Raw genomic sequence first — 14,903 nt, forward strand, 5'->3', positions numbered from 1 at the left:
AACGCTTCCAGTATGGACTTTAGACCATTGCACCTTAGCACCATTGCACCTTAGCACCGATTCCTGAAAAAGCTCAACTGTGCCTGGAGAGCCTATGTCTAAAGTCCATTTTAATAGAAGCTCCCCGCTGAATCGGGGCTACGGACGCTGGATAATGGTTTCCGCTACCCGTCGTTTGGACTGGGTATCCACTCCATACAGGCGGACATATTCGCCGCGATTTTCGTTGGCACAAGCTTCAACGGCTGCGAGAACATCCGCTTCCCGTGTTGAATGAATGGGGGCGCAGCTTCTCCAAGAACTCGTCTGGAATCGACGCGAATCGGCATGTTCTGCTGCAACTCGGTAGCCCTGCGAAAGCAACTGGCGCACCTGATTGACCACCTCACGGCTGAGGTTCCCCGGTGCTGGCGGTTTCTGGCCATGGCCGTTACCGTTGGAGGATCTAAAATCTGATGAGTGTCTCGAAGACTCAGACGAACGGGAAGCGCTGGCGTTGCCGTTATTGCGATCGCCCGGACGCTGCACAATCAGATCTGAAACACGCCGTTTTGACTGCGTGTCAATTCCAAAGACGCGCACGTATTCGCCCTGATGCTCTGCCATACACTGTTCAAGAGCGCCAATCACATCAGACTCACGGGTAGACTGAATGGGAGAACAGCTTTTCCAGGAACTGGTCTGGAAGCGACGGACATCAGCATGTTCTGAGCCAATTCGCAGACCCTGTCTTAAGAGATTGCGAATGAGATCAACAGCCTCTGAACGGAGTGAACCGCTACCGGAGGAAGAATGGCTGCTGCGACTGCTGCTCGGTTGATACGAACTGGACGGGTAGCTGCTGGACGGGTAGCTGCTGGATGGATAGCTGCCGGAGGACGAGCGTGATGCTTCAACGGGGCGATCGCCAGGGCGTTGCACGATCAACTCCGAGACACGCCGCTTTACCTTAGTGTCAATGCCAAACAGGCGAACATACTCGCCTTTATGTTCTGCTAAACACGCCTGCAATTCTGAGAAAACATCTGATTCACGGGTGGCTTGAATGGGAGAACAGGTCTTCCAAGAGCTGGTCTGAAAACGGCGTGTATCAGCATGCTCTGTTCCGATCCGATATCCCTGAGCAAGCAATTGACGTACCTGCTCAACTACGTCTTGATTCATAAGAGTCCCTTCTGCCTGACTAAAACGATGGCTATGGTTGTTGGAGCCTTTTTTACTCGCTGGTTGGTCTAACGAACTATGAACGGGTGTGATACGCGCTTTGTCTTCAGCCGATTGATAGCCCGATCGCAACACATCGTTGATGCCAACAACGTGATTGGCGAATTGAACATCAATGGATTGAACATCTGGAAGGCGATCGGCTTGCTGCTGGTTGGTAATAATTGACCCTGAGGGAACGTACTTGCCGGGTGGAATCTCTACATCTTGAATTAAGACGTGCATCATGACAATGCAGCCTTTGCCAACGCGTGCATTGAACACCGTTGAACGAAAACCAATAAAACAGTCATCCCCGATATAGGCCGGACCATGAACCAGCGCCATATGCGTAATAGACGTGTTCTGGCCAACCCAAACGGAATATTGCTTCTGGTCGTCTCCAAGGACACGCCCCTGCTCTAAACCGTGAATGACTACTCCATCCTGGACATTGCTGCCATCCCCTACATGAAAAGGACTCCCTTCATCTGCTCGAATGGAGGTTCCCGGTGCAATTAGCACATTCGCACCAATGTGAACTTCTCCGATAATATTCGAGAAAGAGTGAATGTAAGCGGTGTCGTGAATTTGGGGTTGAGCTAAACTCTTCGACCATGGAGTAGGCGGAGCAGCAGAGCTACGGACTACCATAGGGTCTTCTCTCCTGACTGAAAAGCGATACCGCAAGTAGCTGTATTAAAAAACATAGACGCGACAACGCTGTCAGCAGAAACCTATCCCTGATCTCGCTTGCTGTAGAGACGACGATTCTCGACACTAACCGTGTCAATAATGCCAACAATTAGAGCATCTAATGGACGGCTTTCGCTACCAGCAACCTGACGAGCAGCGCTGCCACGGCTGACAAGAACCCATTCATCAATTCCCGCCCCAACAGTATCAGCAGCGACTTCGTACTTTGGCAAAGGCTGCCCTTCCTCATCCAGCAGTTGCACCAGGAGGAACTTAACGCCTGTAAGACTGGGTTCCTTCTGGGTGCTAACAACAGTGCCGCAAACTTTAGCAATTTGCATCAGAATCCTACGGACGGTTGATCGGACGGATGCCGCTCACACTCTCCCGGAATGCCTCAACTGCCTCGGTGTAGCGAATGGGCAGAACATATTCGAGGTTTTCGTGAGGACGCGCAATGATATGCGTAGACAGAACTTGTCCACCATTGACTCGCTTAACGTTATCAACCCCCGCTGCAACTGAAGCTTGCACTTCAGACACATCGCCTCGTACGATTACGGTAACGCGACCGCTACCGATTTTTTCGTAGCCCACCAGGGTAACCCGTGCGGCTTTAACCATGGCATCTGCTGCTTCTACAACCGCAGGAAACCCCAATGTCTCAATCATCCCAACTGCAATCGCCATTATAATTCTCCCTTCCAATTAAGTTGAAAACGTAACGTTGCTATTACTAACAACCTACTCTAAAAAGTGTGAACAAACTTGCTTTGCTCGCCTCAATCTTTAATCGTTAAGACCGAAATTGTTCGACGGCTTCGGTATAACGAATGGGCAAGACATATTCGAGGTTCTCGTGGGGACGGGCAATGATATGAGTTGAGATCACCTCACCGCCGTTAACCCGCTTAGCGGTTTCAACCCCTGCTGCAACTGAAGCCTGAACTTCAGACACGTCGCCCCGTACAATTACAGTAACGCGACCGCTACCGATTTTTTCGTAGCCCACCAGGGTAACCCGTGCGGCTTTGACCATGGCATCCGCTGCTTCTACAACCGCAGGAAACCCACGAGTCTCAATCATCCCAACTGCAATCGGCATTGTCTAGCTCCATAAAGGAAGAATAAACTGGTTCAAAATCTTGCCTGAAGATTTCGACAGGAATATCGATTTTTATCTTTGAAAAACGCTTCAGAATTCCCATGTTAAGAATACATGGCAACTCTTACATTTGACAATATAATGTAAAATGATAGTTTTTAATGATAGCTATAAACCCGGCTTATGCAAAGTAGCTCTTCCTACTAAGTTGGTTCTGTGAAATGGCATCACTACTGCCGTTTTGTCAACGCCTTTCTAACAGCTTTGGTCGAAATCTAGCTCTCTTTTGAATTCAATTTACGCACCCAAGTTGCCTTGATTGACCTTCGTTAAGCCTAGCGGATTTAGCAGCAATGAACCAACCTTCTGTTAGGCGATGAGCATTTCTGAAGGGCACCCCTGAGATTTACACGCCAATCACATCAGGGAAGATAGGGCAAAAGAACCTGGCAGGGATTGACTTGGATCATACCATTGATAGGCAAAGGTTTTTAATTTAAATGATTCTCAATATTTAGTTATTTTGTTAAATATTGGTTAGGCGAAATTATTGAAATGACACATGATTAAATTTCAGTTGAGAGATGCTAATATTTTCTTAATAATAAAACTTGTAATGATGTATCTCTGTCCCTCTAGTAGCTGGTCAATCGCTATCTATGAGAGGACATAGAGCATTAGACTAAGGCTAGGTTGCTTGCAGCCACGGATGAGGTTGCATGGCTTAATAGGTTGCTCTATCTACCAGTTCGGTCTTTGGGCTGGATGCTGGAAGTCTGTTCTGAACGAGATAGGCAGTTGAATCGAATACTCGTTTAACTCTGACAACTGAAAGGATAAGCGTGATGACTCAGTTCCTGCTCCAGACAATCTGGTGGGTGCCTGGGTATGCTCTGTTAGGTGCCATTCTGACCCTGCCATGGTCCACTGGAATCGTGCGTCGAACTGGGCCGCGACCAGCAGCATACTTTAATTTGTTTTTAACCGTTTTGTCGTTTATTCACGGCTCGGCGGCGTTTATTTTGATTTGGGGACAAGAGCCGCAGCAGTTGGTGTTTCACTGGCTGCAAGCGGCTGATTTGGATTTGACGTTAACCCTCGAAATCTCGCCTGTGAGTTTGGGGGCAATGGAGATCGTCACCGCTATTAGTTTGCTGGCACAACTCTTTGCCCTGGGTTACATGGAGAAGGATTGGGCGCTGGCTCGTTTCTATAGCATGATGGGTTTCTTTGAGGCGGCATTGCTGGCGATCGCCCTCAGTGATTCATTATTGCTGAGCTACGGGTTGCTGGAAATGCTCACCCTCTCGACCTATTTTCTGGTTGGGTTCTGGTATGCTCAGCCGCTAGTAGTAACCGCCGCTCGCGATGCGTTTCTGACCAAGCGAGTCGGTGATATTTTGCTGTTTATGGGGCTAGTGGCGCTTTCAAGCTATGGTGCGGGGTTGAACTTTTCTGAGCTGGCAGATTGGTCAGAGACGTACCCGTTATCGCCTTTAACGTCTGCTTTGTTGGGGCTGGCATTGATTGCTGGGCCGACGGGCAAATGTGCTCAGTTTCCGCTGAATCTGTGGTTGGATGAGGCGATGGAAGGGCCGAATCCAGCGTCGATTATGCGAAACTCGATTGTTGTTTCGGCTGGGGCGTATGTTCTGATCAAACTTCAGCCTGTATTTACGCTATCTCCTATCTCTTCTGATGCGTTGATCATTATCGGTTCGGTGACAGCAATCGGTACATCGCTGATGGCGATCGCGCAGATTGACATTAAACGAGCGATTTCCCACACTACCAGCGCTTATTTGGGGCTGGTGTTTATTGCGGTGGGGCTGGGGCAGGTGGATATTGCCTTGATGTTGCTTTTTACCCACGCGATCGCCAAAGCGCTGATGTTTATGAGCGTTGGCTCCATCATTTCGACAGTGAGCGATCAAAACATGGGCGAGATGGGTGGCCTGTGGTCGCGGATGCCCGCGACGACGATGGCGTTTGTTGTTGGTGCTGCCAGTCTGGTGGTAATCCTGCCGCTGGGAACCTTCTGGACGGTGCAGCGTTGGGTGAGTGGCTTGTGGCAGGTATCGCCCTGGCTGTTCGCGATTCTTTTATTTGTCAACGCAACAACGGCATTTGGGTTCACCCGTGTTTTTCGTCTCGTCTTTTTAGGAGAGCCACAGCTTAAAACGCGGCGGGCACCGGAAGTAGCTTGGCAGATGGCGTTGCCAATGGTGACTCTGACCGTGATGACGCTGCTTTCACCCGTGGTGCCGTTGCGGTGGTCTCTCTGGCTCAGCACAACGACACCCCTGGCGAATGGTGACACTCTTCTGATTCGACTGGCGTTGCCGCTGTTGGTGCTGTCAGGCGGTGTGGGGGTCGTCCTGGGGGCAACCACACAACTGCGACGAGGTGGCTGGGTTCGCCCCACACAGGTTTCGTTTCGGTTTGTGCAAGATTTGCTCGCCTACGACTTCTATATTGAGCGCCTGTATGACCTGACGGTAGTTTCAGCCGTGAGCGTGTTGTCTAGAGTGACGGCCTGGTTCGATCGCTTCATTGTGGACGGGTTTGTGAACCTGGTTGGGTTGGCGGCGGTGATGGGTGGTGAAGGTCTGAAATACAGCTCTTCTGGGCGATCGCAGTCGTATGTCTTGACCATTCTGGTGGGAATTGGGCTGCTGTTTCTTCTGGCGATGGGGTGGACGATGAACTGGTCGCTGCTCTAAACGAACGAGGTTGCCGTGCCCACAGCGGCGTGAATGCTGCGCTAAGTTTTTCTCTCAAGTGTTGGTTTTTAGATCTTGACCTGTTGTTTTACGTTAGGTAGACCGCAATGCTCAGTGTTTTAATCTGGGTGCCCCTAGTCGGAGCCATACTTATTAGCCTTCTGCCAGATAAGCCGGCAACTAGCCTTGCTCGTCCGGTGGCGTTGACGGTAGCACTGGGTTTACTGGTCTGGACTACTGTTTTAGGTGTCCAGTTTGACCCAGGCCAGCCAGGGATGCAGTTCACAGAGTACTTAGTTTGGATTGAAACTATTGGCCTCAATTATCACCTGGGTGTGGATGGGCTATCGCTGCCGCTCCTCTGTTTGAACGCGTTGCTAACGGTGATTGCGATCTGGAGCAGCGATCGCACTATTTTGCGGCCACGATTTTATTACGCCCTAATTCTATTGCTAAATGTTGGTGTTAGCGGCGCGTTTTTAGCACAAGATCTGCTGTTGTTTTTCTTGTTCTATGAACTGGAATTGATTCCGCTCTACTTCTTAATCATCATTTGGGGTGGGCCACAGCGCGGCTACGCGGCAACCAAGTTTTTGATTTACACCGCGATTTCAGGCGCTCTCATTTTAGCGTCGTTTTTAGGAGTGGTCTGGCTGAGCGGCGTGTCTAGCTTTGACTATGAACCGTTGCGATCGCAAACCCTGCCATTAGGAGCGCAGACCATCTTATTGATTGGTTTGTTGCTAGGCTTTGGTATCAAGATTCCCTTCTTTCCGCTCCACACCTGGCTACCAGATGCCCACGTTGAAGCCTCGACACCTGTTTCGGTTTTGCTGGCGGGTGTGTTGCTGAAGGTTGGCACCTATGGGCTGTTGCGGTTTGGCGTTGGGCTATTTTTGGACGCGTGGGTCTACTTGGCTCCGTGGTTAGCGGGTTGGGCGGCTGTCAGTGCGCTGTATGGAGCCTCATGCGCGATCGCTCAGCAGGATATGAAAAAGGTTGTTGCCTATTCGTCGATCGCGCACATGGCGTTTATTTTGCTGGGGGCTTCTGCCACCACTCGCCTCAGCTTGCTCGCCACTGTTTGCCAGATGGTTAGCCACGGCTTAATTTCGGCTCTGTTGTTTTTGTTGGTTGGGGTGGTCGCCAAAAAGACGGGCAGCCGGGATGTAAATTACTTGCGGGGGTTGCTCAATCCAGAAAAGGGTTTGCCGCTGATAGGTAGTTTAATGATCCTTGGGGTGATGGCAGGTGCTGGCATTCCCGGTATGGTAGGGTTTGTGGCAGAATTTTTAATCTTCCGGGGCAGCTTCCCCATTTTTCCGGTTCAGACGTTGCTTTGCATGGTGGGCACTGGCCTAACGGCTGTTTATTTTCTACTCATGATTAACCGCGTCTTTTTTGGACGATTGCCCGTTGAGCTAGCCAACTTGCCCCGCGTGCAGTGGGGCGATCGCTTACCATCGGTCGCTCTTGCTCTGCTAATCATCGCTCTGGGAATTCAGCCCAACTGGTTAATTCGGTGGAGCGAACCCCAAATCGCCACTCTTGTTACCGATTATGGGCAGGGCAAAGCCTTGCGAGAGAGCTTGCCGATCGCTGCTGTACTCAACGCTCCCAACGTGCCAGTTGCTGTTCCCCCTTCGGTTCTTCCTGTTGCTCCTATCGAAAATTAGGTTGTCATGGTTAGTACGCGTAAGCTTGGCTCTTCTAAGCATCCTTTAGCTGAATACGTTTATCGCTTAGAATCGGGAAACGCTCTTTTGCCTGATTCACCCGAAAACGTGGTTGAGGTGGTGGGCATTCTCAAAAGTTACGGCGTTGTCCTGGATGCGTATTCACGCAACCTGATCTATACGTCTGAGCATCAATTTTTGGTGCTGTTTCCCTTTTTCAAATACTTCAATGGGGATGTGTCGTGGGCTCGGCTCGTCCGTCACTGGATGCATGATCGCATCAACTTTGAGTATGCCGAATACTGCATGAGAACCATGCTGTGGCACGGGGGCGGCGGCCTGGATGGTTATCTGGATTCACCTGAATTTACGGCCTTAGCCAGAACGGTGATTCAAGCAAAAATTAAGGGTAATGTGTTGTTGCAGAGTCTCGATCGCCTCTTTCCTGATTTTTTGCTGGAACAAGTGCGGCAGTATACCTACTACAGCGGTTTGGGTCAGTTCTGGCGGGTGATGAGCGACATGTTTTTGAGCCTGTCCGATCGCTACGACCAGGGCGAGATTCAGTCTATTCCGGCTGTGGTGCAACACATCCTCAATGGTTTGGTGGAGGCTGCTAACCAGCCCATTACCTACCATGTCAAGGTTGATAACCAAACCTATCCTATTATTCCTGAGTCGGCTGGCTTAACGTTTTTGAGCGATACGGCGGTGCCTTACGTTGAAGCCGTTTTCTTTCGAGGAACCCCATTCCCCGGTACCGTGTCGTATAACGCTCAAGCGAACCAGATTCCCTTTGACCAGAGCGACTTTACCTATGGGGCGTTATACGCTGATCCGCTACCGATAGGCGGGTCGGGTATTCCACCCACCCAACTCATGCAAGATATGTCGCATTATTTGCCAGAGTATCTGCATGAGGTGTATCGCCGTGGATTGCGCGAAGAGGACGACCTGCGGGTGAAGATTTGCCAGAGTTTTCAAAAGTCGATGTTTTGCGTAACCACGGCTGCCATCTTGGGATTGATGCCCCACCCGGCAGACACTACAAACCCGGAAGAACAACGAGCCAACCGTACTTATCTAGAAAAGTGGATGGATCGATTAGTTCCGTCTCAACTCACGGTCATCCAGGACAGCTAAAAAAAGCTAGTTCAACTCGTTTTGGTTTGTAACCCGTCTGTGCCGGGTCTGGTTCACCAGGAGCAAGATCGTTAAGCCGATCGCCCCTAGAACGGCTGTAATCCAGATCGGCGGTACGGTGGCCTGCCGAACGGCGATCGCCACGTAAGCCCAGACAAACACCAGCGTAAAAGCGATATCAGCCCGTTGCAGGATCACAATCGCGGCCACGATCACTCCGACCACTAACATAATGATCGTCCAAACGTCGGGACTCATGCCGCCGTTCCAACCAGAATCGTAAAGAGCGGAGGCAACGTTAACAATTGTGGCAACGGCAATCCAGCCTAAATAGATGCTAAAGGGAATGTGCGCCAACCACCTTTCTTGTCGCGATCGCCCCAGTCCTGTTCTGAGGTGCAGGTAAGCGCCAATTAGTGACCCTAAGATGACCAGCATGGCTAACACCGAGAGCCAAAATTGTTGCCGAGTGAAGAGGGAAACCCAGGCAATTTGAGCGAGACAAGCCAAAATCAGCCAATAGCCGACCCGATGCAATGTGGCGTTGTGGCGCTGTGCTGGAAGCAGTTGGTAAATGCCGTAGGCAATTAGCCCTAAATAAATCAGTCCCCAGATGGCAAAGGCATAGTTAGCTGGCGTAATTTGCACACCACCAAGAACTGTGTTGGCAATCTCGCCAATGGACGGTGGATTAATGTTGGATAAAGCATTGACCGTTAAAGTCGCCAGGATGGCAATCAACGTTGCCGCTGGCCGAATGACATCTATCCCGGATGGAGAAGTGGAAGGTTTCATAGGGCTCTGATGAGATGCATATCTCCATCATGCTTCTCATTCAGGCAAACATCATTGCCAGAAAGTTGGATAGGCGATCGCATTTGCTTAGCGCCTCCCTTTGCCAACTCGCCTTTAAACGCTATTTCCGCCAGGTTGGGCGATCCACAGGAGTTCTCCCAATCTGGCGGTTCGGCTTACAGCGGTCGATAGACCCGATAGTTAATTTCGGGGAAGATATTGTCGATCGCCTCTACTTTCTCTAACCAACCGGAATCGACCTTGTCTTGCAGCAGGTCTTCCCAGAGTTTGTTGAAACGCATCAGGTGCGATCGCGTCCGGCGAACCGCATAGGGCACCATAGTGCCCGTCCGCATAATAAATGCCCAATCAGACGACTGAGCCAGCAACAGTTCTCTCGCCGCTTGATTCAAAGCCCGCCACTCCAACTCATCTGCTGGTTCACGACTGGCCAGAGAAATCATCCGTTCTGCTGCTTTGTGCAGATGCGGGTAAATCCAGGCGTTGGTTTCGTTGAGCCAATATTCGTGGAAGCCCCGGAAGCCCCAGCTAGACTGAGAAGGCCGACAGACCTGCTGGGTCGGATGCATTTGCAGATAATCTGCCAGATGCGTCATGTCGTAGGTGTGCTGGTCAAACCAGGTTTTGCGGAACAGGTAGTCGATAAACCAGGGGCCTTCGTACCACCAGTGCCCAAACAACTCGGCATCATAGGGCGAAACGATCACCGGGGGACGCTGCATAATGCCGTGCAAATGTTCGACTTGCCGTTCCCGGTTGAACATAAAATTGCTGGCGTGCTCTGCCGCTTTTTCGCGGGCCCAGTAGGGGTCGTACCAGGTTTTGTCGCTCAGGCCAATGCCCTTCGCCGTAATCTTGTGGTACTTGATGCCCGTGTTTTTGCGCTGTCCGTTGGGCATGATGTAAGGCTTGATGTATTCGTATTCAGCATCCCAGCCCAAATCTCGATAGAATTCTCGATACTCGGATGCACCGGGATAGCCCACTTCAGACGACCAAACCTGCTGCGACGACTCGTGATCTCGTCCGAAGGCGGCGACCCCTGCTTCTGTAAAAATAGGCGCATACGTTCCAAAGCGAGGACGCGGGCGAGCGTAGAGAATACCATGCCCATCGGTTAAGAAATAGCGCAACCCGGCATCGGCCAGCATACGCTCCAGTCCCTCAAAGTAGGCACATTCGGGTAACCAGATGCCTTTCGGTGGACGGCCAAAACTTTCTTCGTAATGTTCGCAGGCTACCTTAATTTGTGCCCACACGGCCTGCGGGTACATTTTCATTAAGGGCAGATAGCCATGAGTAGCGCCGCAGGTGATAATTTCGAGATTATTACTGTCCAGAAATTGTTTGAATGCGGTGATTAAATCGCCGTTATATCGCTCCCATAAATTGCGTACATTGTTAAACTCATTGGCATAGTATTCTGCTAGGTAACGAAGATGTCCATTATGGACATTGCGCTCAGCCTCCATCTCTGCCAATTCTTCTAATGTGGCAAGGTGAGCATCGTAGCGTTCTTGCAGCAATGGGTCTCGCAGCATTGACACCAACGGCGGTGTCATGCTCATGGTTATTTTGAAGTCAACCCCGTCCCGTTTTAATCCCTCAAAGACCTGGAGCAGTGGGATATATGTTTCGGTTATTGCCTCAAACAACCACTCTTCTTCTAAAACATAGTCGCTTTCTGGATGTCGAACAAAGGGCAGGTGGGCATGGAGAACGAGGGCAAGATATCCAATACTCATAGGCTGGAGAATAAGGCTAAAGACTACAGGCTAAAACCAAGCCATCATCGGGCGGGATCGGGTCAAGCCGTTGCCAAGATTGTAAAGCAAAAGTTAATCGAAACGATTGAAGATATAAACCAGTTATGACTCAGCCGAATCTTCTGGAACTGGCAAGGCAAGGTGATCCCCAAGCGATCGCCACACTGATGAATCGTTCGCTCCAGCCAAGGGGCATGGTGGCTACGGTTGCACGGCAAGGCGATCGGCTCCAGGTGGCGCTTGCAGCCGATCAGGTGCCCAATCGTCAAGTTCTCACAACATTTGTTCGAAACGGCATTAATAACCTGCGACCTCAATTTGTTCGGACGGTAGACATTGTGGCTCATCAAACAGGAGCAACTGAGCCAAGCTGGATGGAGGCATTAGAAATTGCGCCGTTTACAGACGGGGTGGGCAGCAGCGATGTTGCAGTGTCTCCACCCACCGCCCCCTTAGAAGCTGAGCCAACTCCCGAAACGATCATTCAGGACAATACTTATCCAGACTACCAGGCTTCGGATCGCACCATTGATGAGGATGAAATCAATTCGCTTGAGACCCTGATCGAGCAACCGCCAGAGCCGTCTTTATCTTCTCCGTCGTTACCCTCTGAGCCATCGGCTGAGGCGATCGCCCCTGCTTCAGAATGGGATGACTTCGATTTAGAAGCACCGATACCGTCTGGAGAACGGCCTGCCGAGCCGTTGCCCAATCTAACAGATGAACTATCCGCACCATACTCCGCTGAGAGTGTTGTTGAGGGCGATCGCGATGACTGGAATGCTTCGTCTGAACCGCCCGTTACTGAACCGCCCGTTACTGAACCCCCTGACATCGAGCAGACCTTAGAGCCTGACCCGCTTGAAGCTGAACTGACTACGCCAACGGATGCAGCCTGGTCGCCCGACGATACATCTGCGGTAGGGGTGCCTCCCGAATCTGAATCGGTGCATTCGTTAACCGCTGAGTCGCCTGTTGAGGAGCCTGCCGGGGCGATTGATTTGGAACAGCCAACGCTGTTAGACGATTACAGAACATTTTCGGCCATCGAGCCAAACCCAGCGGCAGGCTCACCGGAAGCTGAAGTCGTGCCGCCCCCGGTTGAGGCCTGGTCTGATTCAGGCGGGGACGCAGCAGATGTGCCTGTTGGTCATGCGGCTCGCGAGTTTGTGGTTGACGAACCGAATGAGCTAGACTCCGACCCCGTTTCTGTCGAGTTTTTTGACCTGGATGATTCCTCAAACCACTACCGGGATGACTCTGATTACTCGCTGTCTGCTGAGTATGAAAATGAACCTCTTTCCGGTAATCATCTCGAGGGTGGGGTTATTTCAACTGCATCAGCCCCGGATGGTTTGAATAATGACGTTGAACGGACAGACTCTCTCGATCCCACTGTTGAGGAGCCAGTTGTCGAGCCAGTCTCGACTCGATCGGAGCGCAAGCGGTTTCCCTTTGGGTTGTTGCTAGCCTTGCTGGTGCTGGGGGGCTGGATTGCTGTGTTGATTGGTTCGGCTCTGTGGATGGAGTTAATCAACCCTCGGCCAATCGAACCGATCCCTGAGGACTCACCAGAAGCGATCGCTCCGCCCGTTGAACAATCCCCTGTCCCCGTTGCAGCGGCGAATGCCCCAGACACCTCTACACCCAACGTTCCGCCATCGGAAGCTCTGGATGTCGCTGCTGAGAGAGCCACCAACGCCACAACGCTGGCTCAGGCGGCTCAGTCGGTGGACGACTGGACGTTAGTGGCGAGCCAGTGGCAGCAAGCGATCGCACTATTAGAGACGGTGCCGGAAGCGAGTCCAGAGTATGGCACCGCGCAACAACGCCTGACAGCCTATCGCGGAAATTTGTCTACAGCAGAGCAACGAGTTAACCAGGCACCCACCGTGGCAACGGCGGCTCCAACCACAACCATCACCGTATCATCGGATATTTCCTGTCGCGGTGCGGCAGCAACGGCGGAGTCTCAACCCGTTGAATTAACGAATGTGCAGTTTAGCCAGGGTAGCGAAGGCTCAGAGGAAGCTTACATCATTGGTTGCGTTACGAACCATACAAATCAGACGATTGAGGCGCTGAATGTGTCTTACAACGGTGCCTCGGCTGAAAACCCAGAATTGTTGACCGAGCGAATCGATCGCATCAACTTCTCGACACTCAACCCCAGGCAAACAGTTCCCTTTCGCAGCAACTTTACCATTCCGGCTGAGGCCACCTCCGTGACGCTGGATGCGCTCTACTGGACACCCCCCAACGCCTCCCAACCAGAGGAAATTCAGGCTTCGGTGGTCTTAAATCGGGACTCTTAGTACCGCATAGCCCTACGCATTCGTAGATTATTCTAAGTAGACTGCAACCGAATGAACGTGCAACGCCAGGGTCATCCATCCGCATATGGCTCAGCCTGATTTGTTTGAACTTGCTCGGCAGGGAGATCCTGGTGCGATCGCCACATTACTCAACCGCAGCCTACAGCCACGGGGAGTGGAGGCCAAACTGCTGCTGCGGGAAAACTGCCTGAAGATTTTGCTGGTATCAGCCCGTCCGCTTGAGCAACAGGCGTTTATCCAATTTCTGCATCAGCAGATTAGCCGCCTTCAACCTCAAACTATTCAGCGAGTTAAGGTGTATGCTCAACGCACCGGAGAAGATACGGCGACGTGGTATCAAGAGTTTGTTCCGGGGCAAGATGCCAACCTGATAGCGATCGCCAATGAGGACGCAGGGGTGAACTCTAAATCAGAGTCTGCTGCCTTTTGGGTGACGTTGCGTTCCTTTCGCCTGGCTACTGTTTTTCCGTATCAAGATGTCCTGGGTCGCGAGCTGTATCAAAACGCTACGGTCAAACTGCTGCTATTTTTTGCGCTCTTTCCGTTGCTGGTGGATCTCGTTTCAGACTGGGCTAGTTTGGCACAGGCAGCATGGCTGTTGGGCATTTACTATGCCTGCATTTGGGGCGTTGTGCTGCACCATTTGATTAAGCCTCGCCAATTTTCCTGGCAAGATACCCTGAAGTGCATTCTATTTACCGTATTTATTGGTATTCCTCTATTGCTGATGTTGCAGCAGGTGCCGCCGTTTCGAGTGCTGTATGGTGCAACCCGAGGCGGATTTATTTTTCGTATGTTCGGCTTTGTGCTGGGGGTCGGTGTTTTAGAAGAACTGTGTAAAGCTTTGCCTGTCTATTTGTTTTTGCTCCGGTTGGGTAAGCTCCACGATCCGCTAACGTCGGCCTTTTATGGTGCGATGTCTGGGTTGGGTTTTGCGATCGCTGAAGGCGTTACCTACTCGTTGCTGTACGCGCTGGGCTTAACCCGTGGCGAGATTGGCCTGGGGGCATTTGTGGTGGCAAACACCATTCGGTTTGTCTCACTACCGCTATTTCATGCCATTTTGGCGGGCATTGTCGGGTATTTCATTGGGCTGGCGGCAATCAACCCTTCCCGGCAATGGGCTATTCTTCTGATTGGTGTGGCGATCGCCGCTATTTTACACGGCTTATATGACTCGTTTGCGGGCAGCATCCTGGGCTTACTCGTTATTGGGTTTACCATTTTGCTGTTTGCAGCCTATATTCGCCGCAGTAAGGAGATGGTGCGTCAAATGCAGCAAGCTGAATACGACTGGCAAGAGCTAAAACAGAGACCCTAATCTTTCATGCAACCGAGTCAGAGATATGGTTAAGTTTCAATAGAGTAAAGGGCAGAGGTTCCAAAGCTGACATTTAGTATCCCTGAACCTGGAGATACTGAATGAAAACTGTTATCAA

12 protein-coding genes are annotated in these 14,903 nt (G+C 51.3%); 6 read left to right on the forward strand and 6 right to left on the reverse strand.

The window, feature by feature from the left end:
- Positions 1 to 138: 138 nt before the first annotated feature.
- The 4 genes from IQ268_RS03980 to IQ268_RS03995 all read right to left on the reverse strand — a co-directional run bounded on the left by IQ268_RS03980 (position 139) and on the right by IQ268_RS03995 (position 3,004).
- Positions 139 to 1,857, reverse strand: a complete 1,719-nt coding sequence (locus IQ268_RS03980) for a ribulose bisphosphate carboxylase small subunit (protein WP_193875756.1) — start codon at positions 1,855 to 1,857, stop codon at positions 139 to 141.
- An 83-nt stretch (positions 1,858 to 1,940) separates the two neighbouring features.
- Complete coding sequence (locus IQ268_RS03985; protein WP_193875758.1) at positions 1,941 to 2,240, reverse strand: EutN/CcmL family microcompartment protein; 300 nt, start codon at positions 2,238 to 2,240, stop codon at positions 1,941 to 1,943.
- Positions 2,241 to 2,247: 7 nt separating this feature from the next.
- On the reverse strand, positions 2,248 to 2,589 hold the full coding sequence (locus IQ268_RS03990) for a carbon dioxide-concentrating mechanism protein CcmK (RefSeq protein ID WP_193875760.1): 342 nt from the start codon (positions 2,587 to 2,589) through the stop codon (positions 2,248 to 2,250).
- A 106-nt stretch (positions 2,590 to 2,695) separates the two neighbouring features.
- Positions 2,696 to 3,004, reverse strand: a complete 309-nt coding sequence (locus tag IQ268_RS03995; protein WP_193875762.1) for a carbon dioxide-concentrating mechanism protein CcmK — start codon at positions 3,002 to 3,004, stop codon at positions 2,696 to 2,698.
- A gap of 845 nt (positions 3,005 to 3,849) precedes the next feature.
- On the opposite strand from IQ268_RS03995, the gene IQ268_RS04000 reads away from it, so the two are divergent.
- From IQ268_RS04000 to IQ268_RS04010, 3 genes are all read left to right on the forward strand, one after another.
- Entirely contained in the window at positions 3,850 to 5,727 is a 1,878-nt protein-coding gene (locus tag IQ268_RS04000) for an NAD(P)H-quinone oxidoreductase subunit F (RefSeq protein WP_193875764.1), read from the forward strand.
- A 107-nt stretch (positions 5,728 to 5,834) separates the two neighbouring features.
- Positions 5,835 to 7,403, forward strand: coding sequence for an NADH-quinone oxidoreductase subunit M (locus IQ268_RS04005; protein WP_193875766.1), 1,569 nt, complete (start codon positions 5,835 to 5,837; stop codon positions 7,401 to 7,403).
- A gap of 6 nt (positions 7,404 to 7,409) precedes the next feature.
- A complete protein-coding gene (locus IQ268_RS04010) occupies positions 7,410 to 8,546 on the forward strand; it encodes a CO2 hydration protein (protein WP_193875768.1) in 1,137 nt (378 codons plus the stop codon).
- A gap of 6 nt (positions 8,547 to 8,552) precedes the next feature.
- Here the strand turns inward: IQ268_RS04010 and IQ268_RS04015 are convergent, their stop codons facing one another.
- On the reverse strand, positions 8,553 to 9,341 hold the full coding sequence (locus tag IQ268_RS04015) for a tryptophan-rich sensory protein (RefSeq protein WP_193875770.1): 789 nt from the start codon (positions 9,339 to 9,341) through the stop codon (positions 8,553 to 8,555).
- Positions 9,342 to 9,395: 54 nt separating this feature from the next.
- Here IQ268_RS04015 and IQ268_RS04020 point away from each other — a divergent pair, with 54 nt between their 5' ends.
- Complete coding sequence (locus IQ268_RS04020) at positions 9,396 to 9,533, forward strand: hypothetical protein (RefSeq protein WP_193875772.1); 138 nt, start codon at positions 9,396 to 9,398, stop codon at positions 9,531 to 9,533.
- Here the strand turns inward: IQ268_RS04020 and IQ268_RS04025 are convergent.
- Entirely contained in the window at positions 9,518 to 11,107 is a 1,590-nt protein-coding gene (locus IQ268_RS04025) for a glycoside hydrolase family 57 protein (protein WP_193875774.1), read from the reverse strand. The two genes, IQ268_RS04020 and IQ268_RS04025, sit on opposite strands and share 16 nt — an antisense overlap.
- 125 nt (positions 11,108 to 11,232) lie before the next feature.
- On the opposite strand from IQ268_RS04025, the gene IQ268_RS04030 reads away from it, so the two are divergent.
- The gene (locus tag IQ268_RS04030) at positions 11,233 to 13,443 is read left to right on the forward strand and encodes a hypothetical protein (RefSeq protein ID WP_193875776.1); all 2,211 of its coding nucleotides are present in this window, start codon (positions 11,233 to 11,235) and stop codon (positions 13,441 to 13,443) included.
- Between the two features lie 85 nt (positions 13,444 to 13,528).
- Positions 13,529 to 14,785: a PrsW family intramembrane metalloprotease gene (locus IQ268_RS04035; RefSeq protein WP_193875778.1), complete on the forward strand. Its 1,257-nt coding sequence runs from the start codon at positions 13,529 to 13,531 to the stop codon at positions 14,783 to 14,785.
- Positions 14,786 to 14,903 lie beyond the last annotated feature (118 nt).

This window comes from Oculatella sp. LEGE 06141, from assembly GCF_015207605.1.
In the GTDB taxonomy this organism is placed as follows: Bacteria; Cyanobacteriota; Cyanobacteriia; order Elainellales; family Elainellaceae; genus Oculatella.